Raw genomic sequence first — 21,677 nt, forward strand, 5'->3', positions numbered from 1 at the left:
TGTTGTCCTGATTTCTTTCGCTTTCCCTTTCCTCATGCACCTGGTCATCATCGGCAACGGCATCACCGGCGTCACGGCCGCCCTTACGGTGCGCCGCCGGCAGCCCGGGGCGCGCATCACCCTCGTATCCGACGAAAGCGCCCACCACTACTCCCGCACGGCGCTTATGTACGTGTACATGGGTCACATGCGGGCCCAGGACATCAAGCCTTACGAAGACTGGTTCTGGAGCGAAAACCGCCTGGAGCTGATTCAGGCCACGGCCACGGGTCTGGACACCGGCCGGCAGCAGGTGCACCTTAGCACCGGCGTTACGCTTGCCTACGATAAGCTGCTGCTGGCCACCGGCTCGGTAACGAAGCGCTACGGCTGGCCCGGACAGAACCTGCGCGGGGTGCAGGGGCTCTACGGTCTGCCCGATCTGGCCCGGATGGAGCAGGATACCCGCGGCATCACGCAGGCAGTGGTAGTAGGCGGGGGGTTAATTGGCGTGGAGCTGGCCGAGATGCTGCACACCCGGGGCATTCATGTGACGATGCTGGTGCGCGAGGCCCGGTACTGGGGCAGCGTGCTGCCACCCGAGGAAGCCCGCCTGGTGGATCAGCAGCTTACGGCCAACGGCATCACGGTGCGCTACCAGACCGAACTGGCCGAGGTACTGGCCGACGCCGACGGGCGGGTACGGGCCGTGCGTACCACGGCCGACGAGGAGCTGCCCGCCCAGTGGCTGGGCATTGCCACGGGCGTAGCGCCCAACCTGAGCCTGGTGCAGCACACGGCCGTGGAAACCGACCGGGGCATCCTGGTCAACGAACAACTGGAAACCAGTGTGCCCGGGGTGTACGCCGCCGGCGACTGCGCCCAGCACCGGCAGGCCGGGGCCGGCGAAGTGCCCATCGAGCAGCTCTGGTACACCGGCCGGATGCAGGGCGAAACCGTAGGGCACACCCTGGCCGGGCAGCCCACTCCGTACCGCCGCGGCATCTGGTTTAACTCCGCCAAGTTCTTCAACCTCGAGTACCAGACCTACGGGCAGGTGCCGGCCAGGCCAGCGGCCGGAAGCGAGTCGTTTTACTGGGAACCCGCCAATGGGCAGCGGGCGTTGCGCATCAACTTCGACCCGGCACGAAGCTTTGCCGTAACGGGATTCAACGCTTTGGGCTTGCGCCTGCGCCACGACGTGTGCGAAGCCTGGCTCCGCGAACAGGCGCCGGTGCAGACTGTGGTGGCTCACCTTGGCGCCGCCAATTTCGACCCCGAGTTTTACCGGCAGCATGAGCCGGAAATAGTTGCCCACTTCAACCGCGCCTTTCCTCAACAAGCCGTTCAGCTCAGACAGGGCAAATGCCTGATTTCCAAAATACTTAATTTATAGCCATCACCTTTAGGCGGGCTCTCATTTTCGCCTACCCTCAACCCTACTTCCCGTGGACTTCTCCAAGCTATACCGGCCCGGTGCCCTCAACTCGTTTCAGTTTATTGCCCTCACCGGCCTGATCATGAGCGGGGCCGCTCACCTGATTCTGGAACTGCTGGACCGCCCGCCGTTGCCCGGCTTCCGCTGGCTGTACGTGTGCTGGGTGGCCCTCTACATCGTGGGTTCCTTGCTGAACCTGTTTGGCAAGCCCGGCAGCGACCATCATCACCATCACTAAGCCGAACCGGCCCGCTCCTCTCCCTTCTGACTCTGCCCCATGTCTTCTGCTGATTCTTCCCTGGCCCTCGGCCACTCACCTCTGCCGGCAACCAACGGCACCGAACGCACGCTCCTGACGGCCGTGGGACTCGGCCTGCTGGCCCTGCTGGTGGCGGCCTTCACGGCTGATGTCGAGCAGGCCCGGCTGAGCTTCTACGCTGGGCTGGCCCTGGTCTGCGGCGGTACGCTGGGCTGGTCGTGGTACAAGTTCGGGCGGGGCGAGGAAGGCGTTCAGCAAAACAACCTCTGGCTGCGCAGCAGCACCAGCCGCGGCGCCGTGGCCTGGGTAGTGGGCATTGTGCTCACCGGCTTTTACGTGGTGTTGTACTGGTATCCGCACTACCTGGAGAACCTGGTTCGTACCCTCGACCCGTTCAGCCTGGCCTTGCGGGCCCGGCCCGCCGACCAGTGGTTTCTGTACGGTACCTTCTACACGCTGGCCGTGCTGGTAATGGGTGGGCGGGCGTTGTGGAAATACCGTAACTCGCGGTATCAGCTGGTCCGGACCGGCTCCGTAATGTTCTTTCAGCTGGGGTTTGCCTTTATTCTGCCCGGCATCCTGCTGTTCTTTCAAAAGCCCGAGTTTTACTTCACGTACTTCTGGCCCCTTAAGTACGACTACCTGTTCCCTGGCACGGTTGATTACCTCATCAAGGACGGGCAGGCCCTGGGCGTATTCATGGTGTTCTGGGGCGCCCTGATGGCGTTTCTGGCTACGCCGGTGCTGACGTACTTCTACGGCAAGCGGTGGTACTGCTCCTGGGTTTGCGGGTGCGGGGGCCTGGCCGAAACCGCCGGCGACGCCTACCGGCAGCTATCCGACAAAAGCCGGCGGGCCTGGCGCTTGGAAGTGGCCCTGATCTATCCGATCCTGGGCTTTATTATCCTCGTCACCTTGCTCATGTGGGCCGACCGGCTCCTGCAGAACGCCCTGCTGGGCTCAGTTGCGGGTGGCTTGTACAAAACCTACGGCTTTCTGATCGGGGCCGTGTTTTCGGGGGTAGTCGGTGTAGGCTTCTACCCTATTCTGGGCAACCGGGTGTGGTGCCGGTTCGGCTGCCCGATGGCGGCGTATCTGGGTTTGCTGCAGAAGCACTTCTCCCGGTTCCGCATCACCACCAATGGCGGCCAATGCATCAGCTGCGGCAACTGCTCGAACGTGTGCGAGATGGGTATCGACGTAAAGCAGTACGCCCAGCGCGGGGAGCCGATCATCCGGGCTTCCTGCGTGGGGTGCGGCATGTGCTCCAACGCCTGTCCCCGGGGAGTGCTCAACCTTGAAAACGGCCCGCGCGAAGGCCGCTACCAGGCCTCGCCCCTCATCCACGCCGACTCGCTCCGCATCTTAAGCTAGCGCCGGGCTGCGGCGGCGGGGGCTACGGCTTCCTGCAGCTTTGCCAGCTGGGCTTTCAGCATTTGCAGGTCGGCATGGTCGGCCTGCTGGGCGGCCCGGGCCTCGTCGGCGCGCCGGGTCTGGGCGGCGAGCTGGGCATCGAGCTCCTTGATGGTTTCGAGCAGCACGGGCGTGAGCTGAGCATAGTTGACGGCCTTGTAGCCGTGGGCATCGGTGCTGACCAGCTCGGGGTAGATTTTCTCGATTTCCTGGGCCAGCACGCCCACCTGCCCGGCCCCGGCCGTGCCGCCGTGCTGTACGCCCAGCTCGTTCCACTGGTAGCGTACGCCCCGTAGCGCCCGCACGGAGGCCAGGGCGCCGCTGAGCGGGCGCACCTCTTTTTTAAACCGGGAATCCGACGCCGAAACGTTACTGCCGCGGATGATGCCGTTGACGTCGAGCTTGTACCCCGGCGAAGTAGTGCCCACGCCCACGTTGCCCGACGCCTGGTCCCATGTCATTACAGCCACTGCTCCCCCACCATTCAGCCGATCCAGAATCAGGCGGTCGGCGGAGGTACCACCTTCGTTGCCGCCGGTGTTGTGGCGCAGGTTCCAGCCGTAGCTGAGGTCGTTTTCCCGGAAGCGCAGCGTGGCTCCATTCACGCTATTGTTACCATTGGAGTGCAGCATCATCGACGGAGTTGCCATACCGCCCAGTACCACATCACCCCCCGTGCTGATGGAAAGGCCCTGGCTGCCGCCATTGCCCACCAGCTTGTAAGGCCCCAGGTTAAAGTTGCCGCCGGCCGTCGTTATCGGCATCCACTTGCCGTGGCCCACCGCGTCAGAAGTCAGCACCTTGCCGGCGCCCTGCGTACCATCGACGATACGGATGGCTGCTTTGGCATTGACGTAGCCAGGGTGGCCGGCCAAACCGACCCAGCGCAGGGGCGCACCGGGCCGACCGGCCGTAAAGATGCCTGCCCAGCCGTCGGAACGGTAGGCATTGCCCCACACGGCATAGTCGATGTCCTCGTTGGCCGGACCCGCACCGTAGCCCGAGAGCATGGTGCGGGTGTAGTTGCGGCCGTAGAGGCTGCGGGTGATGATGGCCGCGCTTTTACTGGGCACTAATGAGCGGACTTCCACCTGCGCTACGGAGTCGCCCAGCGCAGCGGTGGCCACCGCGTTCAGGCGTTTGTTGTTGAGGTCGAAGTTCTGCGTGGCGGTGTGGTTGCCCAGGTTGTCGCCGGAACGTGCTTTGTCCGGGATAAACAGCCAGCTGCCGCTCATGGCGTACCAGAAGCCTTTGCGGCCGTTGGTCTGAAACACCATCAGCCCATCGGGCGGAGTGTCGATGCTGACGCGACTGGCCGAGTCCATGCGCGGAATCAGCAGGCCTTTGCCCGCAGCGTCAATGTCGAGGGCGGCTTTAGGGTCCGGAGAGCCGGCTGAGCCAATGCGCACGCCCCCGGTCTGGGCCAGGGAGGCTGTGCCGGCCAGCAGCGAAATTGCGAGGCAGAGGTAGGCGTGTTTCATAGAATAAGTGCTTGCGGCGAATTCTATCATCCGTAAGACAATATAGGTTTCTGGTCAAACCTAAGCAACCTAGCTGCCCTGGTTTGCACAATGAGTGTCAACGACCATCAACAACCTGTCAACGGGCTGATTTGGGCAGTAAGGTCGGCTCTACACGTTCAGGCCGCAACAAAAAGGCGCCCGACCGGCTGGTCGGGCGCCTGGGTACGCGCGCCTGCCGGCAGCATCTGACCAGCTGCTCCGGCCACAACAGCGCAAAGCCTGGGCTCCCCGGTGCTATTTCACGAATGCCAGCAGCGCGGCCAGAAACTTCGGGGCGGCTTCCAGGTGGGGAATGTGCCCTACGCCGGACAGCTCGACCAGCTTGCCGTTTTTGATCCGGGCGGCGGTGTGCTTACCCAGGGCCGGGTACTGTCCCATCCTGGCCAGCACCTTGGGGTCTTTAATCAGTCCTTTGCCCACGATGGTGCGGTCTTCCTGGCCGATTATGAGCAGCGTGGGCACTGAAATAAGGTGGTACTCGTAACTGACCGGCTGCTGGTAGATCATGTCGAACGTGAGGGCATTGGCACGGGCAACCTTAGAAAAATCGGGGTGGCGGGTCTGGGCCGCCAGGGGCAGCAGCCACTCGTCGTGGGCCTTCGGATAGGCTTTGGGGTAGTAGGTGGCGTGGTACTTCCGGATGCTTTCCTCGGTGCTTTTCCGCTCCCCGGCCTCGGCCTGGTCCACCGTCTGGTTCGGGACGCCCACCCGGTAGTCCTCCAGGCCAATTGGATTTTCGAGCACCAGCTTTTCGGTAGCCTCGGGGTACAGCAGCGCAAAGCGGGTAGCCAGCATCCCACCCATGCTATGGCCCACCACAATGGCCTTTTTGACGCCCAGTGTGTCCAGGAGCTGCCGGGTGTTGCGGGCCAGCTGGTGAAACGAATAGTGAATGTCGGGCTTGTCGGACTTGCCAAACCCGATCTGGTCGGGCACCACCACCCGGAACCCGGCGGCCGTCAGCGCCTTTATCGTTTCGCGCCAGTAGGCACCGAAAAAGTTTTTGCCGTGGAGCAGCACCATGGTCCGGCCGTTGGCTTTGGTTGTAGCGGGTACGTCCATGTAGGCCATGCGCAACGCCTGCCCTTCGAGCCGGAGCGGCAGGTACTTTACCAGGAACGGGTACTCGTAGCCGTCGAGGGTAGCGTTGAGGGCAGCCGGTGCCTGGGCCGGGCTGGCGTACGGCAGCTGGCACAGCAGCAGGAAAGGCAGCAGGGTACGGAGTAGCATAGTCAGCAGGTAGATTAGGGTCTGCTTACGCAAATCCGAAATTCCGGGGCAGCATTTCGTTAGCGCGCTGACTGATTTTGCCGCGCTACTCCTCGTTGCCGAAGCCATTTACCGGTGCTGATTACTGCCCGGCGCGCTCACCCAATGCTCCCGGTTGTTTCAGCAGCATCTCGACCGTGCGGGTATCCTCGCTGCTCCACACCACGTTGCGCACTTCGTCCAGGCCCAGCACCGTGTGCCCATCGGGCTCCCCAAACTGCGTGTGTACTTCCAGCAGCAGTTCGTCCTCGGTCAGCCGGGCGATATAGCAGTAGAAGGTGGTATCGGCCAGGGTTTCCAGCTCCACCAGCTGGCGCGTTTCCTGGGCCCGCTGCAGCAGGGCCGGCACACTCAGGTACGCCTGATCCAGGCCTTCGGGAGCGGCCGGACGAGCATATACGGTTTCGGGGTTGTGCTCCTTGAACTCGATGAGCCGCACGTACCGGTCGTCGAAGTGAACCTGGGTCACGCTGCCCATGCTGATGGTGCGCACCGCCGTCAGCAGCCCCTGGCGGGTCACGGTCCGCAGCAGCAGCAGTTCGGGGTTGTGGCTGAGTACGTACCCCAGAAACATCGTTTCCCCGGCCTGCACGGCCACAATCCGGCGGCTGCGCTGGGTGCGCTGCAGCATATCAGTCAGTAAAGCTCCCATCAAACGACAAAGTAAGGCCGCGAAGATAGGCAGCGCCGAATTCTTCCGCCTAGCTTCCCGCAGGCCGGGGAAGAGCTTCGTCAGCGGCCATCTGCGTCAGGAGTTCGATGCAAGCCAAGGCTACCCTTTCTTAGCGGCCAGCTCGGTGAGCACCTTTTTGGTATTGGCGACGTGGTCGGTGGCTTTGCTCAGGGAGTTGAATACGTATTGAATCACCCCTTGCTGGTCGATAACGAAGGTGACGCGCCCGGGAATAAAGCCCAGCAGGGCCCGGGGTACCTCGTAAAGCTTGGCCACCTTGCCGCCTACGTCGGCCAACAGCGGAAACGGCAGGCGATGCTTTTGGCTGAACTTCTGGTGCGACTCCTCGCTGTCGGGGCTCACGCCCACTACTTCGGCGCCCAGGTCCTGAAAGTCTTCATACTCGTCGCGAAACGAGCAGGCCTCGGCCGTGCAGCCGCTGGTGTTGTCTTTCGGGTAGAAATACAGCACGATGCTGCGCTTGCCGCGCTGCTCGGCCAGATTGAAGGTGGCGCCGGTGGTCGTCTTGAGGGTGAATACGGGAGCTATGTCGCCTGCTTTGAGCATAGGAGGAAAAGTTTTGTGAAGGCCCGGGGCCGCAGTGTAGTACGTAAAAACGGCAAATCGGCGGGCCCGGCTAAAAACCAGCATCTTTGTTTCCTGTTTCGTGTTTTTCCCTGCCGTGCCCCCTGCTCCTTTGCCCGCCCGCCCGCTTATCGATGTTATCATCCCCGCCTACAATGAGGAACAGTCCATTGGGCGCGTACTGGCCGAAATTCCGTTCAGTCTGGTCCGGGAGGTAATCGTCGTCGACAACAACTCCTCGGACCACACCGGGGAAGTGGCCCGGCGGGGCGGGGCGACGGTGCTGCGTGAGCTCCGGCCCGGCTACGGCCACGCCTGCCTGCGGGGCATAGCGCACTGCTTTGCCCGCCCCCAATCCGAGCAGGCCCATATCATCGTATTTCTCGACGGTGACTACTCCGACTACCCCGAAGAAATGCCCGACCTGGTAGCGCCCATCCTGCGGGGCGAGGCGGATATGGTCATCGGGTCCCGGGCCCTGGGGCAACGCGAAGCCGGCTCGATGCTGCCCCAGCAGGTGTTCGGCAACTGGCTGGCCACGTCGCTGCTGCGCATGCTCTACGGCGCCCGGTTCACCGACCTGGGTCCGTTCCGGGCTATCCGCACCGAAGCCCTGCAACAGATTGGCATGCAAGACCAGACCTACGGGTGGACGGTGGAGATGCAGCTCAAGGCCGCCCGGCTCAAGCTGCGCAGCGTAGAGGTGCCGGTGCGCTACCGCCGCCGCATTGGGGTGTCGAAGGTATCGGGCACGGTGAAAGGCACCCTCGGCGCCGGGTATAAGATTCTCTGGACGATCTTCAAGTATGCGGGCAAATAACCTACCGGCGGGCCGCGGCGGCTCTTACCGGGAGCAGGCGGCCGGCTTTTCCTACGCTGCCTGCTGATGCTCGGACTTGAAATCGTGCTGCTGGTGCTCTACGGGCTGTGCCTGGTGTTCATTCTGGGCTTCAGCCTGACGCAGCTGCAGCTTACCCGCCTCAGCCGCCACGCCTACCGGCAGCCGGCCCTGCCCGCTCCGCCCGATCCGGCCACCTGGCCGAGGGTCACGGTGCAGCTGCCCATCTTCAACGAGCTGTTCGTGGTGGAGCGCATCATCGACGCGGCGGCGGCCCTCACCTACCCGGCCGGCCGCCTGCACATTCAGGTGCTCGACGACTCCACCGACGAAACCCTGGCTTTGTCCGAGGCCCGGATTGCCTGGCACCGGGACCGGGGCGTCAACATCGAGCTGGTGCGCCGCCCTACCCGGGAAGGCTACAAAGCCGGGGCCCTGGCCTACGGGCTGGAGCGCACCGCTGGGGAGTTTATTGCCATCTTCGACGCCGACTTTGTACCCGCTCCCGACTTTCTGCTTTGCACCGTGCCCTACTTCGCCGCTCCCGGGGTGGGCGTAGTGCAGACCCGCTGGGGCCACCTCAACGAGAATTTTTCCCTGCTGACGCGCCTGCAGAGCTTTGGCCTGAATGCCCATTTCCTGGTTGAGCAGGTGGGCCGCCACGCCGGGGGGCACTTCATCAACTTCAACGGCACCGGTGGGGTATGGCGGCGCAGCTGCATCGAGGATGCCGGCGGCTGGCACTCCGACACGCTGACCGAAGACCTTGATCTGAGCTACCGGGCCCAGCTGAAAGGCTGGCTTTTTCAGTACCTGCCCCACGTGGTAGCGCCGGCCGAGCTGCCCGCAGCAATGGATGCGCTGAAGTCCCAGCAGTTCCGGTGGACCAAAGGGGCAGCCGAAACGGCCCGCAAGCACCTGGGAACCGTGCTGCGCTCCGGCCTGAAAACCTCGACCAAGTTGCACGCCGGCTTTCACCTGCTCAACAGCACCGTGTTCGTGGCCGTGCTGCTGATGGCCGTGCTGAGCGTGCCCCTGCTGCTGGTCCGTGAGTTCTCGCCCCACCTGAAGCCAGTGTTTCAGGCGGCTGCGGTGTTTCCGCTGAGCTTTCTGCCGCTGACCATGTTCTTTTACCTGTCGTGGCAGCAGGCCGACCCCGCCGCGCCGGCCCGGCGGTTTGTGCCCCGGTTCCTGCTGTTCCTGGCCATGTCGATGGGGCTTTCCTTGCACAACAGCCGGGCCGTGCTGGCCGGGCTGGCCCGGCGCCCCTCGGCTTTCATCCGGACGCCCAAGCAGGGACTGGTGAGCGGGCCCGCGTTCTGGCGCCGCCGCTACCGCACCGGCGGCCTCGACGGCCTCACCGTGGCGGAGGGCGTGCTGTGCCTGTATTTTGTGGCGGGCATCGGGGCAGGCTTTTACCTGCGCGACTACGGACTGCTGCCTTTCCATCTGCTGCTGAGCGTGGGCTTCGGGCTGGTCTTCTACTATTCGGTTCGCCACAACAACTAGCCCGTGCCAAAGCTCCGCCCGCTTCTGCTGCCCCGGCTGCTGGCCTTTGGGATGAGCGCGGCGGCCTACTGGGGGCTGGCCTACGCAGTGCCGCGCCAAAGCTTTGGCTGGGTGCTGGCGCTGTTCGGAATCGCCTTCGTCGCCTACGCCGGTTTGCTGCGCCTGGGCCTAAGCCTGCGGGCCGGGCTGGCAGCGGCCCTGCTGCTGCGCCTGCTCTGGCTGCCGGCGCTGCCCGCCCTTTCCGACGACTACCACCGCTTCCGCTGGGACGGCATCCTGCTGGCCGCCGGGCAGAACCCTTACCTCTCCCGACCTGATGAGCTCATGGCTGAGAAAGACGCAGCAAACGGTTCCTTAGCGCTGGAGCCCCTTTACGCCCGCCTCAACTCGCCCCACTACTACTCGGTGTATCCGCCGGTCTGCCAGGCGGTGTTCGGGCTGGCGGGGTGGTGGTTTCCGGATAAGGAGCAGGCTGCCGTGGTCCTGATGCGCCTGGTGCTGCTGGGGGCCGAAGCCCTTACGGCCTGGCTGCTGCTGGCGCTGCTGGGCGCGTGGCGGCTGCCGGCGCAGCGGGCGCTGATTTACCTGCTTAACCCGCTGGTGATTGTAGAGCTCACCGGCAACCTGCACTTCGAGGCCCTGCTGATCTGCCTGGTGCTGGCTACCTTCTGGCTGCTGCTGCGCGGAAGGCGGATGGGCTCGGCGGTGGCACTGGGTTTGGCGGTGGGAACCAAGCTGCTGCCTTTGCTGCTGCTGCCCCTGTTGGTGCGCCGGCTCGGCTGGCGGTGGTTAGTGCAGTACGGGCTGGTCGTCGCCGCCACGCTGGCTGTACTGTTTGCGCCGTTTATATCCGCTGATATGCTGGCAAATGTTGGCCGGAGCCTCAACCTTTACTTTCACTCGTTTGAGTTCAACGCCAGCCTGTACTATCTGCTGCGGGCCTGGGGGCAGTGGTACACCGGCTACAACCAGATTGCCGTTATCGGAACCGGGCTGGCGCTGGCCGTGGTGGCGCTGGTACTGCTGATCAGCTGGCGCGAACGGACGACGGAGCTTCACCGGCTGCCCCCTACCCTGCTGCTGCTGCTCACCGGCTACTACCTGCTGGCCACGGTGGTGCACCCGTGGTACCTCACGCCCCTGGTAGCGCTGAGCGTATTCACCCGCTACCGTTTCGCCCTGATCTGGTCCGCACTGGTAGTGCTTTCCTACTCGGCCTACCAAAGCAGCGTCTACGCCGAAAACCTGCTGCTCGTCGCCGCGGAATACCTCATCCTGCTGACCGTGCTGGCTTACGACCTGACCCGGACAAGACCTGACGAAGAAGTTCACCAGTACCAAAGCCAATAGCCGTCAGCTAAAAGCCAACAGCTTCAACTTAGTGCGTCCAGTAAGCGTAGCGGCGCTGGGATTTGAGCACGAGGCTCCGGCCGTCCCAGGTGGTTTGGCGCAGCAGCACGTTCGGATACGCGCGGGCAAACCAGTACACGTTCCGCTTCTGCTGATCGAGCTGCACGACCACGCGCCAGGCCGGCTCGGCAGCCTCGGCCGCGGCAGCTGCCGTCACGGCAACGCTGGCCTCGTAGTACGCCGGCGGCAGGGCTTTGCTGGTTTGCTGCAGCTCGCACACGGCTACCTCGAAGCGCGGCAGCTGGTCGAAGCGCAGGCTACGCAGCGTGTAGGGCAGCGCGTCCTCAAACAGCACGTTGCGGCGCAGGGCCCGCTCCCCGCTGCCCTGCCCGTCCCAGTACGAGTTGTACGACTGCGTGTACTGCAGGGCGTCGTCGGTAATGGCCTTGAACGTGTTGCCGCACCACTCCTGGGAGGAAGTCGTCAGCTTGTAGAGGGTGATGGGCTCGTCGCGCCGGAAAAACAGGCTGGTCAGGAAGTGGTACGGGTACTGGTCGGTTTCGATCCGGCAGAACTGGTTGACTTTCATCACCGGAAACAGGTCGGTGCGCTGGTAGTCGTCGGTCTTGACGTTGAAGCGCTGGTTGAATTCCTCTTTGACGGTAATCTGAACGTACTCGAAGCGCCGGGGCTTGTTGTAAATCACCCGCTCGGCATCATAAACCGCCACTTCTGCCAGGCCATCCTCCCAGAGCTTCTGCATGGCCCACTGCTGGTCGAAGTGCCGGGCCAGCTGGGGCAATGCAGCTTCCGGGGCGTTGGCAGCCGTCCTCCCGGCTTGATCCGGCTCCGACGAGCAGGAGGCGCCCAACCACCCCATCGCGCTCAGCAAAACCAGGATTCGACAACGGCGCATAGCGGAAAAACAGAACAGTGAAATGAGGCTAGCGTACGGCATCCGTGCCGGGGCGTTGCCGTTGCGCAGCTTTTTCAGCCTGCTCCCAGGCCGCCAGATCGGCAGCCGTATCGATGTCGAGCAGCTCGGGCAGCAGCTTTACTTTCAGCTGCAGCCGCTGCGCATCAGCCAGGGTGTCGGCCAGCACGGATTCGGTGCTCCAACGCTTGCCGGCGAAGAAAGCGGGCTGCATCCGGCGCATGCCCAGCAGGTAGTAGCCCCCGTCGGCAGCCGGTCCCAGCACCACATCATGCGTCAGCAATGCCCCGAAGGCCTCGCGTAAATGACCATCGGTCAGCTGCGGGCAGTCGGTGCCGATAATCACCACAGCAGTGGCACTCTGGTCGAAGGCGGCCTGAAACGCGGCCCGCATCTTCTCCCCCAGGTCACCGGCGACCTGCTGCCGATGCTCGAAGCCGGGCCAGAGCGGGGTGTCAGGAGCAGCCGGGAGCTGCGCCGGGGCGGCCAGCCAGACGGTAGCCTGGGCGCGACAGTTCGTGACGGCAAGCTGGGTCCGGTCCAGCAGGAGCCGGTACACTTCCAGCGCCTTTTCATCCCCGACACCTGCTGCCAGCCGGGTCTTGACGCGCCCGGGCTCGGGGTGGCGGGCAAATATCAGCAGTTGCTCCATCACTCGTACACGGGCTTACCGCGGCTCAGCCAGGAGCTCCACAGGGCCGAGTAGGGATGAATGTTCGTGGTAGCGCCCTTGGCGTTGAACACCGGCCGTCCTTCGTTGACCCACTGAAAAATACCGCCGTAGAGGTTCCGGACCGTGGCAAAACCGAGCGTCTGCAGCCGCTCTCCCACCCGCTCGCTCCGGTAGCCCACCGAGCAGTACACCACCACGGTCCGGTCGCGGGGCAGGCCGCTGAAGTCCGCCTGCTCGAAATGGTCGAAGTCCACGAGCCGGGCCCCGGCCAGGTGGCTAACCTTGTACTCAGCCGGCGTACGGGCATCGAGCAGCAGAACGGACTGGGGGGCACGCTGCAGCCGGGCGGCCAGCTCAGCGGGCTGCATCAGCGGCACGGTTTCGCGGTACAGTACCCGCAGCATCTGGTCGTAGGCCGGGTCCCGGCCCGGATGCGCGCTCTTGTCCTGGCTGCAGGCCGGCAGGGCCAACCCCCAGCCAAGGAGACTGAGCAAAAGGGCCGTGCGCTTGAGCAAAGACGTATTCAAGCCGAAAAAACTCAAACGGTGGCTCCTCCGCAGCTGGACCCGGCCCCGGCCGTGCAGCCGAAGCAGTGCTGGTTGATGACAATGCTGCGGCCCAGCAGCGCCTCCAGGTTAAAGTCCCGGATATGCTGGGGAGCGGTGGCATGCACGGGCAGCTCCAGCATCTGGTTGAAGTCGCAGTCGTAGAGGAGGCCGTCCCAGCCAATGGACAGCGTGGTGCGGCACATCACGTTGGCCGCCGCAGCGGGGTTGTAGGCGGCCACCAGCTTGTCCATGTAGCCGGCGTAGTTGCCGGTTTCAAGCAGGTAATCCAGAAACCGGCTGATGGGCAGGTTGGTAATGGCCAGCAGGGAGTTGAACGCCACGCCCTGCTCCCGGGCCAGGCGCTGCTTGAAGTCGCGCTCCAGCCCGGCCTGACTACCCGGCAGAAACGCCCCCGAAGGGTTGTAGACCAGATCCAGGGTCAGGCCCGAGTTTTCGACGCCGTAACCGACTTCGTTCAGCATCCGCAAAGCCCGGATCGAGCGGGCAAACACGCCTTCGCCCCGCTGCGCATCGGTGCGGGTAGCCGAGAAGTGCGGCAGGGACGATACCACCCGCACCCGGTGCCGGGCAAAGAACTCGGGCAGGTCGTGGTACTTGGGGTTGGCTACAATGATGGTCAGGTTGCAGCGCACGATGGTCTGCCGGCCCAAAGCCGAAATCTGCTCGACCAGCCAGCGGAAATCAGGGTTCATTTCCGGGGCGCCCCCGGTCAGGTCCACCACCTCGATATCGGTGGCAGCCAGGGCATCGAGGCAGAGCTGCATCGTTTCCCGGGTCATAATCTCGGTGCGGTCCGGCCCGGCATCGACGTGGCAGTGCCGGCAGGTCTGGTTGCACATCTTGCCCACGTTGATCTGCATCACGCTCAGGCCCGTAGGCTGCAGGGGCAGCAGGCCCGACTCCCTGAGCTGGCTGGCAAACGACGGCAGCCGGGCTCCCTCCGCCTCGGCCTGGCTAAGCACCGTCAGCTGGTAGCCGGCATCGGCCAGGGCGTGGTGCTGGGCGTGGAGAGACTTCATTTTTCTGAGGTGCTGCTGCGTTGATAAGGTGCTGACGTGCGGATGGGGAATGTGCTGACGCAGATTCTGCCGTCCTACTTTGAGGAGTAGAATTGAAAAATCAGCTCCCCGGCACAGTCAACCCCATTAGCCCATTAAAAGGTCACATCGTCAGCTCCTTGGCTTTGTTCATCATCTGCACGCCGTGAACCAGGGCCGAGCCGCCCTTGATGGCCGCCGCCACGTGGACGGCTTCCATCATCTGTGCCTCGTCGGCACCTTTCTGCAGGGAGTCGGTGGTGTAGGCGTCGATGCAGTACGGGCACTGCACGGCGTGGGCCACGGCCAGCGCAATCAGGGCCTTTTCCCGCTCACTCAGCGCGCCTTCCTTGAATACCTCAGCGTAGTAGGCGAAAAACTTGCTGCCCATTTCCTGCTGCCAGGCGGTGATGTTGCCGAACTTGGCCAGGTCGGCCGGATTGTAGTACGTCGCGTTGTCCATTGTGGAAAAGAAATAGCGGGCACCGGGGCCCACGAACGGGGGAATAAGCTTGCCTGAAAGAACGGCTCAAGAACCGGCCCTGTGGTTTATTGTTTGGCTTGCCGGGGCAGCCGCTCTACGCGAATCTGGACTTTCTCCCCGTTTTCGCTCGTAGTAGGCGTCACTTTGATTCGGTCGCCCTCATCAAAGTAGTTGGCCAGCCCGCGCGTAATGCCGACGGCCAGCGCGCCCATGCGCCGCTTCGAGATATAGTCGACCAGTAGCTCATTCTCGGAAACCCGCGTCACGTGCAGTACCGGGGGCGAAGCCTCGGCGTGGTTGCGCCGCACCTGCCCGTGCATGGTATGCTCGGTGTTCTCAATCATTTCCAGGGTCCGCCACTCCGGCTGCACGTACTTGCTGTACACCAGCATCAGGTCAGGCACCAGAAATTCGCCGAACTTTTCCTGCAGGACTTCCGCGGGAATACCGGTCATTTCTGCAGCCTGCCCCACCAGCTGGTAGATGTGCTCGTCGGGGTAAACCGTATTGATGTCAAAATCAGCGCTGCTCAGCCCCGACAGCTCAATGAGCTTGATCCAGGTACTGTAGTCGTAATGGGTTTGAACAAACCGCTTGAGAAGAATGAATATCGAACCGTGCACTGGGAGAAAGAAACGTGAGGCGTAAAGGTACGCACCGGAGCGCGCACGGGCCGCCTACATCTTGCCCATCACGGTCAGCGTTTCCATTGTCGGATTCTCGCTGCCGCCCATCGGCTCTACGGTCATGGCAAACGCCTGGGCGCTGGCAACATCCTTCATGTGCTGCAGGCTGTCGCCTACCGCCGTGGCCTGGGCCAGCATGCCGGCGTCTACGGGCTTGCCGCCATCGAGGGCCCAGAGCTGGTACTGCTTGCCCTCGGGCGCCGCCGGCAGGTTGCGCACGTCCACGTACACGGCCTTGGTAGCGGGGTTGTAGAGCACCCGGGCCTTGGCAGTCGGGGCAATGGGCATCCCGGCCAGGTTTACTTCCCGGAACTGCTCACTGCGCAGCACGGCCAACTCCTGGGTGCGGGTATCGAGGCGCTTTTCCACGGCCTGCATGGTCGAGGCCATACGTCCCTGCTCGCTTTGCATGGCCAGCAGGTCGGTTTCCGTCGACCGCCATTTGGAATACAGGTAGAAGTTGCCGGCCGCGCTCAGCAGCAGCAAGGCAACCGAGGCCGCCATCAGCCAGCTCACGCGCGCCGGGGCCGGCTCGGGCACCAGCTGGCGCACCACCGGGGTGGCCGGCGCTTCGGCCGGGGCCGGGTTGGCATTTTGCTGATGAATGGCCTGCTGCCAGCCGGCCAGCACCCGCTCCCGCATGCCGGAAGGAGGCGTTTGGGTGTGGGCTGATGCGTACAGGGCTAGGGCCTCGAGAATGGTGTCCAGCTCCTGCTGGATTTCGGGATATTGAGCCGCGTGGTGCTCCACCTCGGCGCGCTGCGCTTCGGTGAGCTCACCCAGAGCATACTGCTCCAGGATACCGGATTCGATGTATTCTTGAATGTTCACGATCTATCGAATCAATTTGGCTAAAACTTTCAGTGCGGTGCGGGCCCGGGTTTTCACGGTTCCAAGGGGTAGATTAAGCTCTTCGGCTGCCTCACTCTGGGTGAAGCCTCCGAAATACAGCAGGTCGATAATCTGCTTTTGCTCAGGGTTGAGTTTGCGGGTAATTTCCTCGAGCCCGATATGCTCGGGGCGGAAGGAGGAGGAAGCGGCCTGGCGCATGGCCGAGCTGTCTTCCAGCGTTTGGGTATGACTACTTACGCGGTACTGTCGAGACCGGATTTTATCGATTGCAAGATTCCGGGATATGTTCAGGACCCAGGTAAATAAACGGCCTTTGGTGGCATCATAAGAGGCAAACGAGTGCCAGATCTTGACCAGGCTTTCCTGCAGGACATCCTCAGCAATTTCTTCTTTCTTGACGATGCGCAGGATTACGCCGTACAGCGCGGTCGAGTATTTGTCGTAAAACAGCGTCATGGCCGACTCGTCGCGGGCGCGCAGCCGTTGCACAAGCTGTTCCTCGAGTTCGGGCGCAGAGGATTCGGAAGTAGTTACCGACACGGGTCACAAATAAAGTGACTGACCACGGAATGGTCAGATGGGATGGGCGAAATTACACGAAATAGCCAGCTTCTGACAGGCCGGGGTTCAAACACCCAACTTGTCGCAAGGTTTAGCTTACCCATCTCCTGCTCCCGCCCCAGGTCCGGCTCGCGCTCCGGGCGGCCGGGCTTATCTTTCCCCGTTGGCACCCGTATTCCCCGCAGACTTCTCTTTTCTTCGGCTAATGGCAATTGAATCATACAATCCCTATTCGGGCAAGGTGCTGCGGCGCTTCGCCCCGTTCTCCTGGACGAAAACCGAGCGGATCCTGGCGCAGGCGGCAAAGGCAGCCACGACCTGGCCGGCAACGGCCTTTGCCGGGCGCGCCCGGCTGATGCACCGCGCCGCCGGTCTGCTGCGCGAGCGGCAGGACGAGCTGGCCCGGCTGATGGCCCTGGAGATGGGCAAGCCGGTTACCGACGGCCGGGCCGAAGTGCAGAAGTGCGCCCTGACCTGCGACTACTACGCCGACCACGCCGAGGAATTTCTCCGGGACGAGGTTATTAAAACGGAAGCCCGGCGCTCCTTTATCTCCCACGAGCCCCTGGGCGTGGTGCTGGCCGTGATGCCCTGGAACTTCCCGTTCTGGCAGGTGGTACGGTTTGCGGCCCCGGCGCTGATGGCCGGCAATGTGGGTTTGCTCAAGCATGCCTCCAACGTGCCGCAGTGTGCCCTGGCCCTGGAAAAGATCTTTCACGACGCGGGCTTCCCGCCCGCCACCTTCCGCACCCTGCTCATCGGCTCCGACCTGGTGGAGAAGCTGGTGCAGGACGACCGGGTGCTGGCCGTGACGCTGACCGGCAGCGAGGAAGCCGGCTCAAAAGTAGCCGCTACGGCCGGGGCCCACATCAAAAAGACGGTACTGGAGCTGGGCGGGTCCGACGCCTTCGTGGTGCTGGCCGACGCCGACCTGCCCCTGGCCGCCAAAACCGCCGCCCAGGCCCGGATGGTCAACTCCGGGCAGAGCTGCATTGCCGCCAAGCGGTTTATCGTGGAGAAGCCCGTGCTGCGGGAGTTTATCCGGCAGCTGAAAGCGCACCTGCTGGAGCTGCGCACCGGCGACCCGCTCGACGAAGCCACCCAGTTCGGCCCCCTGGCCCGCCCCGACCTGGCCGATGAGCTCACCCAGCAGGTGGACGATTCGGTAGCGGCCGGAGCCCGGGTCGAGCTGCACGGCGGACAGCTGACGCCCGGCACCGCCCTGTTCCGGCCGATGATTCTGTCGAACGTAAAGCGGGGGCAGCGCGCTTACGAAGAAGAGCTGTTCGGCCCCGTCGCCCTGATACTGGAGGCCCGGGATGCCGACGACGCTATCCGCCTCGCTAATGACTCCCGCTTTGGCCTGGGTGCCTCGATCTGGACCAGGGATGTCCGGCGGGGCGAGGAGCTGGCCCGCCGCGTCGAGGCCGGGGCGGTGTTTGTGAATGCCATGGTCAAGTCGTCGCCGGAAATGCCGTTCGGGGGCGTGAAGAAGTCAGGCTACGGGCGGGAGCTGTCCCACCTTGGCATCCGCGAATTTGTCAACCAGAAAAGCGTCTGGATTGCCGGTGAAGCCCCGGTCGCGAAAAAGAAAGTCGAGTAACCCGCTACTCCATCCATTGGAAAAAGCAACAGCCCCGGTGCAGGTCGGCACCGGGGCTGTTGCTTTTTCCAATGGACCGATTGCACCACTACCTCTTTAGCAGTACCCCAGCAGCTTATACGTCAGGTAGCCGGTGATTTCGTGCAGCAGGTGGCTCCAGCGGCCCAGGGCAGCGGCTTCGGGTACCCAGTAGCTGACCGTCCGGCGGGGGTCGTTGGAGCGATAGTCGGCGGGAAAGGGCGTGGGCGAAAGACCCACTTTGCGAAAGCAGCCCAGGGCCCGGCGCTGGTGAAACGCGGAGGTAATCAGCACTAGGCTTTTGATTTCGGGATGCTGGCGAAGGAGCAGCTGGGTGTTCAGGGCATTTTCGCGGGTGTTGCGGCTTTGCTCTTCCACCAAGATGGCCTCCCAGGGTACGCCGCTGAGCCGGAGCAGGGTGGCCAGGTCGCGGGCCTCGGTGTGCGCTACTTTGCGCACGGAGCCCGAGCCCCCACTTACAATCACATAGCGGATGCGCCCGGCCCGGTACAACCACAGGGTGTGCATCATCCGGTCGGCGCCCTCACCCAGGTACACCCGGTCGTGGGGCGACTTCTCGGGCCGGGTAATGCCAGACAGCAGAACCCCGGCGTCGTGCGGCGGCACGTCCTTCAGCCGGACCGGAGGTAGCTCCCAGGCCAGGAAGGCCTCATTCACGAGCCCGCCGTTGGTACCAATCAGCAGCAGCACGAGGGCGGCACTGGTAAAGCCACGCTGCCGGCGGGGATGGCGCCGGCTCAGCAGCGCGGCAACGAGCAGCGCCAGCAGCCACATGACCGGCTCCAGCGCGTAAGCCAGGAATTTGGAAGCATAGAAAAACACGGCGCGAAGCTAGCGGTAAAACGTGGAGGTTTACCCGGCTCCCCCTAAATCTGCACGACGTCCGTTAGGGCCGCCCCTGTTCTACCGGCAACGCCGCTCAGGACTGGGGCACGTACTCGCGCAGGCGCTCCAGCATACCGTGTACCTGCTCTTCAGAAGTAAGCGAGTCGCACTCGAGCAGGTGGCCCTGGCAGTAGGACACGAAAAACGGCGCGGCCTTTTCCTGCATCAGCTTGCGGGCAACGGGGTTTTCGTCGGAGTTCAGGCGCAGAAACATGATCGTGCGGTAGGGCTCGTCATCGGCAAACTTGGCGAAGGGCGGGGTCAGCCGCTTACAGATTTCGCAGTTCTCAGACGTGAATTTGGCAAACACCTTCAGGTGCTCGTGCGTGTAGGTGCGTAGTCCTTCGTCGTTGGTGTCGATGACGTGCTGCCGTTCAGATTCCTTCATGCGGGTGTTTAGTAGAGCTTACTGCGTGAGCTTAGATTTCAGAGCCAAGAACTCAGACCGGAGCTATGTGCGGTCATGGGGAGCGGTTTTTTTCGGAATTCCGGACTGGTGGCGCTTTGCCCGGCGTTCAGCCCCTGGTGCATCCGCATACAAAAAAGCCGCCCCGGAGGTTTCCCACCCGGCGCGGCTTTCTGAAGCGTGGTGGCAAAGCCGTTTTACGCTTTTTTCAGCATCATGGCCCGGATATACTTCACCGGGGCGGAGCCGAAGCTCAGAAACTGCTCATTAAAGGCTTTCAGGTCAAACGACGTGCCCTGCTGCTTTTTCAGCTCCTCGCGCAGGTCGTAGATTTCGGTGTAGCCCGTGAAGTAGCTGCTCAGCTGCACCTGGCTCAGCGTGGCCCGCAGCCATTTGTTGGTGGCCTCATTTTCCTCCTGAAACCCGTCGCGCTGCAACAGCTGCAGCACCTGGGCCTGGGAGGCGTTGCGCACGTGCACGTCGTGGTCGAGGATGGCGTTGAGCGTCACGCGCATGTTCCACTTGTCCCACATCAGCCAGAACTCGTCGGTGCCCCCGCCGTAGCCGCTTTCCAGCATCATCCGCTCGGTGTACACGGCCCAGCCCTCCACCATGGCGCCGTTGCCAAAGATGGACTTGATCAGGGAAGGCGACTGGTTGGCATACACCAGCTGGGTGTAGTGGCCGGGAATGGCTTCGTGGATGTTCAGAATCTGCAGGGTGTACTCGTTGTACTCGCGCAGGTAGCTTTCGGCCTGGGCCGCGCTCAGCTCGTCGAGCGGCTCCACGTTGTAGTAGGTATCGGCGGCCTTGTCGTACGGCCCGGGGGCCGACACCGACGCGCCCGCCCCGCTGCCGCGCATGTACAGCGGCGTTTCGCGCACGACCAGGGGCTTGCTGGGGTCCTGGGTCAGGAGCTTCTTGTCGTTGACAAACTTAACCAGGGTCGGAATCTGCTGCTTGACGGCGTCCACGAAGCCCTTCTGGGTGGCGTGCTTCTCCGACAGACGGCTGATGACTTTTTTGATCAGGGCCACCGTGTCGGCGGGCATTGGCTGGCCGGCAAAGTACTTGGGCCAGAGCCGGACGGCCCGGCGGCCCATGTCGTGGAGCAGCTCCCGGCGGTGCTGCTGGGCTTTCTGGTACACCTGGTCGGCGGTGTAGGTCGACTGGATGTCGTAGTAGAACTTGCGGTCGAACAGCTCCTTGCCCAGGCGGAAGCTGCGGAACTTGCCGGCCTTCATCACGTCCTGCTCCAGGAAGCTGATGTAATTGCCGATTACCTCCTTCGTCGTGCCGATCCGGGTCAGCAGCGCCTCCTTGTCCTTGGCCGAGAGCTTTGAGCGGTTGATGGAGTCGAGCAGGGCCGGGCCGAACACGGCCAGGCCGCCCTTGTTCTGGCGGATGGCCAGGTCGGTGTGTTCCCGGGTGGGGTTGCTGATGTTGGTTTTGGCGGCCTCGTAAAAGTCGGGCGAGCGGGAAATCTTCCACGAAATAGCCTGCAGGCGGCGCTCCAGCGGGGCGTAGCGCCCGTTCAGGATTTCAGCCACCGAGGCGCCCAGGTTGTAGTTGGCCGGGTTCCACTGATAGTCGCGCAGGGTGTCGGCGTACCAGCGGGAGGCGTTCAGGTAGTTCTCGATCAGCCGGTAGTCGGTCTGGTTGTTGACCGACAGCTTGCTCACGTCGTTGGCGAGCAGACGCTTACGGGCCCGCTCCCGGGCCTGGGCCTCCACCTTGCGGCGGGCCGCGCTGGGCACTACCAGCACCGAGTCGTAGCGGTGGTAGCCCTGGCTGCTGGCCCACTCCGGGTTGAAGTACCACAGGGAGTCGATAAATCCGACTTTGAACTTGTCGAATTCGGTATCCGGCGTTTCGTTTGATTCAGTGGCCGTCTGGGGGCCCGGCTCGCAGGAGCCCAGCCACAGCGCGCCGCCCACAGCCAGCAGGCCCAGCAGACGACGGGGAGTAGAGGTTTTGGTCATAGAGGAGAAAAAAGGGAATGCACCGCCAAGGTAGCGGATGATTAGCTGCAAGCTGCAGGCTGCAAGCCGCAAGCTTTTTTGTGCCGCTATTACAAGCTCATCCTTTATGTGTCGTCCGCTCTGCGAAGGA

22 protein-coding genes are annotated in these 21,677 nt (G+C 63.2%); 7 read left to right on the forward strand and 15 right to left on the reverse strand.

Annotated features, from left to right (window positions below; translation table 11 throughout):
* Positions 1-34: 34 nt before the first annotated feature.
* Genes LJY25_RS01610 through LJY25_RS01620 form a run of 3 tightly spaced genes read left to right on the forward strand, consistent with a single transcriptional unit; the run spans position 35 to position 3,050 of the window.
* Entirely contained in the window at positions 35-1,375 is a 1,341-nt protein-coding gene (locus LJY25_RS01610; protein WP_227606474.1) for an NAD(P)/FAD-dependent oxidoreductase, read from the forward strand.
* Positions 1,376-1,427: 52 nt separating this feature from the next.
* Positions 1,428-1,655, forward strand: coding sequence for a hypothetical protein (locus LJY25_RS01615; protein WP_227606475.1), 228 nt, complete (start codon positions 1,428-1,430; stop codon positions 1,653-1,655).
* 39 nt (positions 1,656-1,694) lie between these two features.
* On the forward strand, positions 1,695-3,050 hold the full coding sequence (locus LJY25_RS01620) for a 4Fe-4S binding protein (protein ID WP_227606476.1): 1,356 nt from the start codon (positions 1,695-1,697) through the stop codon (positions 3,048-3,050).
* On the opposite strand, the gene LJY25_RS01625 is transcribed toward LJY25_RS01620, so the two are convergent.
* The 4 genes from LJY25_RS01625 to LJY25_RS01640 form a co-directional block, all read right to left on the reverse strand.
* Positions 3,047-4,570: a tail fiber domain-containing protein gene (locus tag LJY25_RS01625; RefSeq protein WP_227606477.1), complete on the reverse strand. Its 1,524-nt coding sequence runs from the start codon at positions 4,568-4,570 to the stop codon at positions 3,047-3,049. The two genes, LJY25_RS01620 and LJY25_RS01625, sit on opposite strands and share 4 nt — an antisense overlap.
* Positions 4,571-4,846: 276 nt before the next feature.
* Positions 4,847-5,842 carry an alpha/beta fold hydrolase gene (locus LJY25_RS01630; protein WP_227606478.1) on the reverse strand — a complete coding sequence of 332 codons (996 nt, stop codon included), beginning with the start codon at positions 5,840-5,842 and terminating at the stop codon, positions 4,847-4,849.
* A 121-nt stretch (positions 5,843-5,963) separates the two neighbouring features.
* A complete protein-coding gene (locus LJY25_RS01635) occupies positions 5,964-6,512 on the reverse strand; it encodes a hypothetical protein (RefSeq protein ID WP_227606479.1) in 549 nt (182 codons plus the stop codon).
* A 141-nt stretch (positions 6,513-6,653) separates the two neighbouring features.
* Positions 6,654-7,121: a peroxiredoxin gene (locus tag LJY25_RS01640; protein ID WP_227606480.1), complete on the reverse strand. Its 468-nt coding sequence runs from the start codon at positions 7,119-7,121 to the stop codon at positions 6,654-6,656.
* Positions 7,122-7,221: 100 nt separating this feature from the next.
* On the opposite strand from LJY25_RS01640, the gene LJY25_RS01645 reads away from it, so the two are divergent.
* The 3 genes from LJY25_RS01645 (at position 7,222) to LJY25_RS01655 (ending at position 10,836) form a co-directional block, all read left to right on the forward strand.
* Positions 7,222-7,959 carry a glycosyltransferase family 2 protein gene (locus LJY25_RS01645; protein ID WP_227606481.1) on the forward strand — a complete coding sequence of 246 codons (738 nt, stop codon included), beginning with the start codon at positions 7,222-7,224 and terminating at the stop codon, positions 7,957-7,959.
* A gap of 66 nt (positions 7,960-8,025) precedes the next feature.
* Positions 8,026-9,486 (forward strand): cellulose synthase family protein, encoded by a 1,461-nt coding sequence (locus LJY25_RS01650; protein WP_227606482.1) that lies wholly within the window; start codon positions 8,026-8,028, stop codon positions 9,484-9,486.
* A 3-nt stretch (positions 9,487-9,489) separates the two neighbouring features.
* Complete coding sequence (locus LJY25_RS01655; RefSeq protein ID WP_227606483.1) at positions 9,490-10,836, forward strand: glycosyltransferase 87 family protein; 1,347 nt, start codon at positions 9,490-9,492, stop codon at positions 10,834-10,836.
* 28 nt (positions 10,837-10,864) lie between these two features.
* Here the strand turns inward: LJY25_RS01655 and LJY25_RS01660 are convergent, their stop codons facing one another.
* The 8 genes from LJY25_RS01660 to LJY25_RS01695 form a co-directional block, all read right to left on the reverse strand.
* A complete protein-coding gene (locus LJY25_RS01660) occupies positions 10,865-11,752 on the reverse strand; it encodes a hypothetical protein (RefSeq protein WP_227606484.1) in 888 nt (295 codons plus the stop codon).
* 28 nt (positions 11,753-11,780) lie between these two features.
* On the reverse strand, positions 11,781-12,422 hold the full coding sequence (locus tag LJY25_RS01665) for a TIGR04282 family arsenosugar biosynthesis glycosyltransferase (RefSeq protein WP_227606890.1): 642 nt from the start codon (positions 12,420-12,422) through the stop codon (positions 11,781-11,783).
* A complete protein-coding gene (locus LJY25_RS01670) occupies positions 12,422-12,970 on the reverse strand; it encodes a rhodanese-like domain-containing protein (RefSeq protein WP_227606485.1) in 549 nt (182 codons plus the stop codon). The genes LJY25_RS01665 and LJY25_RS01670 overlap by 1 nt, the downstream gene beginning before the upstream one ends.
* A gap of 11 nt (positions 12,971-12,981) precedes the next feature.
* Positions 12,982-14,031: an arsenosugar biosynthesis radical SAM (seleno)protein ArsS gene (gene arsS, locus LJY25_RS01675; protein ID WP_227606486.1), complete on the reverse strand. Its 1,050-nt coding sequence runs from the start codon at positions 14,029-14,031 to the stop codon at positions 12,982-12,984.
* A 142-nt stretch (positions 14,032-14,173) separates the two neighbouring features.
* Entirely contained in the window at positions 14,174-14,512 is a 339-nt protein-coding gene (locus tag LJY25_RS01680; protein ID WP_227606487.1) for an arsenosugar biosynthesis-associated peroxidase-like protein, read from the reverse strand.
* Between the two features lie 86 nt (positions 14,513-14,598).
* Positions 14,599-15,156: a heme NO-binding domain-containing protein gene (locus LJY25_RS01685; RefSeq protein WP_227606488.1), complete on the reverse strand. Its 558-nt coding sequence runs from the start codon at positions 15,154-15,156 to the stop codon at positions 14,599-14,601.
* A gap of 54 nt (positions 15,157-15,210) precedes the next feature.
* Positions 15,211-16,050: an anti-sigma factor gene (locus tag LJY25_RS01690; protein ID WP_227606489.1), complete on the reverse strand. Its 840-nt coding sequence runs from the start codon at positions 16,048-16,050 to the stop codon at positions 15,211-15,213.
* A 3-nt stretch (positions 16,051-16,053) separates the two neighbouring features.
* The gene (locus tag LJY25_RS01695; protein ID WP_227606490.1) at positions 16,054-16,611 is read right to left on the reverse strand and encodes an RNA polymerase sigma factor; all 558 of its coding nucleotides are present in this window, start codon (positions 16,609-16,611) and stop codon (positions 16,054-16,056) included.
* Positions 16,612-16,837: 226 nt separating this feature from the next.
* On the opposite strand from LJY25_RS01695, the gene LJY25_RS01700 reads away from it, so the two are divergent.
* Complete coding sequence (locus LJY25_RS01700; protein WP_227606491.1) at positions 16,838-18,235, forward strand: NAD-dependent succinate-semialdehyde dehydrogenase; 1,398 nt, start codon at positions 16,838-16,840, stop codon at positions 18,233-18,235.
* Positions 18,236-18,331: 96 nt separating this feature from the next.
* Here LJY25_RS01700 and LJY25_RS01705 read toward each other — a convergent pair whose 3' ends face one another.
* The 3 genes from LJY25_RS01705 to LJY25_RS01715 form a co-directional block, all read right to left on the reverse strand.
* Positions 18,332-19,096: a YdcF family protein gene (locus LJY25_RS01705; protein ID WP_227606492.1), complete on the reverse strand. Its 765-nt coding sequence runs from the start codon at positions 19,094-19,096 to the stop codon at positions 18,332-18,334.
* A gap of 97 nt (positions 19,097-19,193) precedes the next feature.
* Complete coding sequence (locus LJY25_RS01710; protein WP_227606493.1) at positions 19,194-19,547, reverse strand: thioredoxin family protein; 354 nt, start codon at positions 19,545-19,547, stop codon at positions 19,194-19,196.
* 215 nt (positions 19,548-19,762) lie between these two features.
* Entirely contained in the window at positions 19,763-21,547 is a 1,785-nt protein-coding gene (locus tag LJY25_RS01715; RefSeq protein ID WP_227606494.1) for a DUF885 domain-containing protein, read from the reverse strand.
* Between the last annotated feature and the right edge of the window lie 130 nt (positions 21,548-21,677).

The organism is Hymenobacter translucens, from assembly GCF_020685205.1.
GTDB classification, from domain to species: domain Bacteria; phylum Bacteroidota; class Bacteroidia; order Cytophagales; family Hymenobacteraceae; genus Hymenobacter; species Hymenobacter translucens.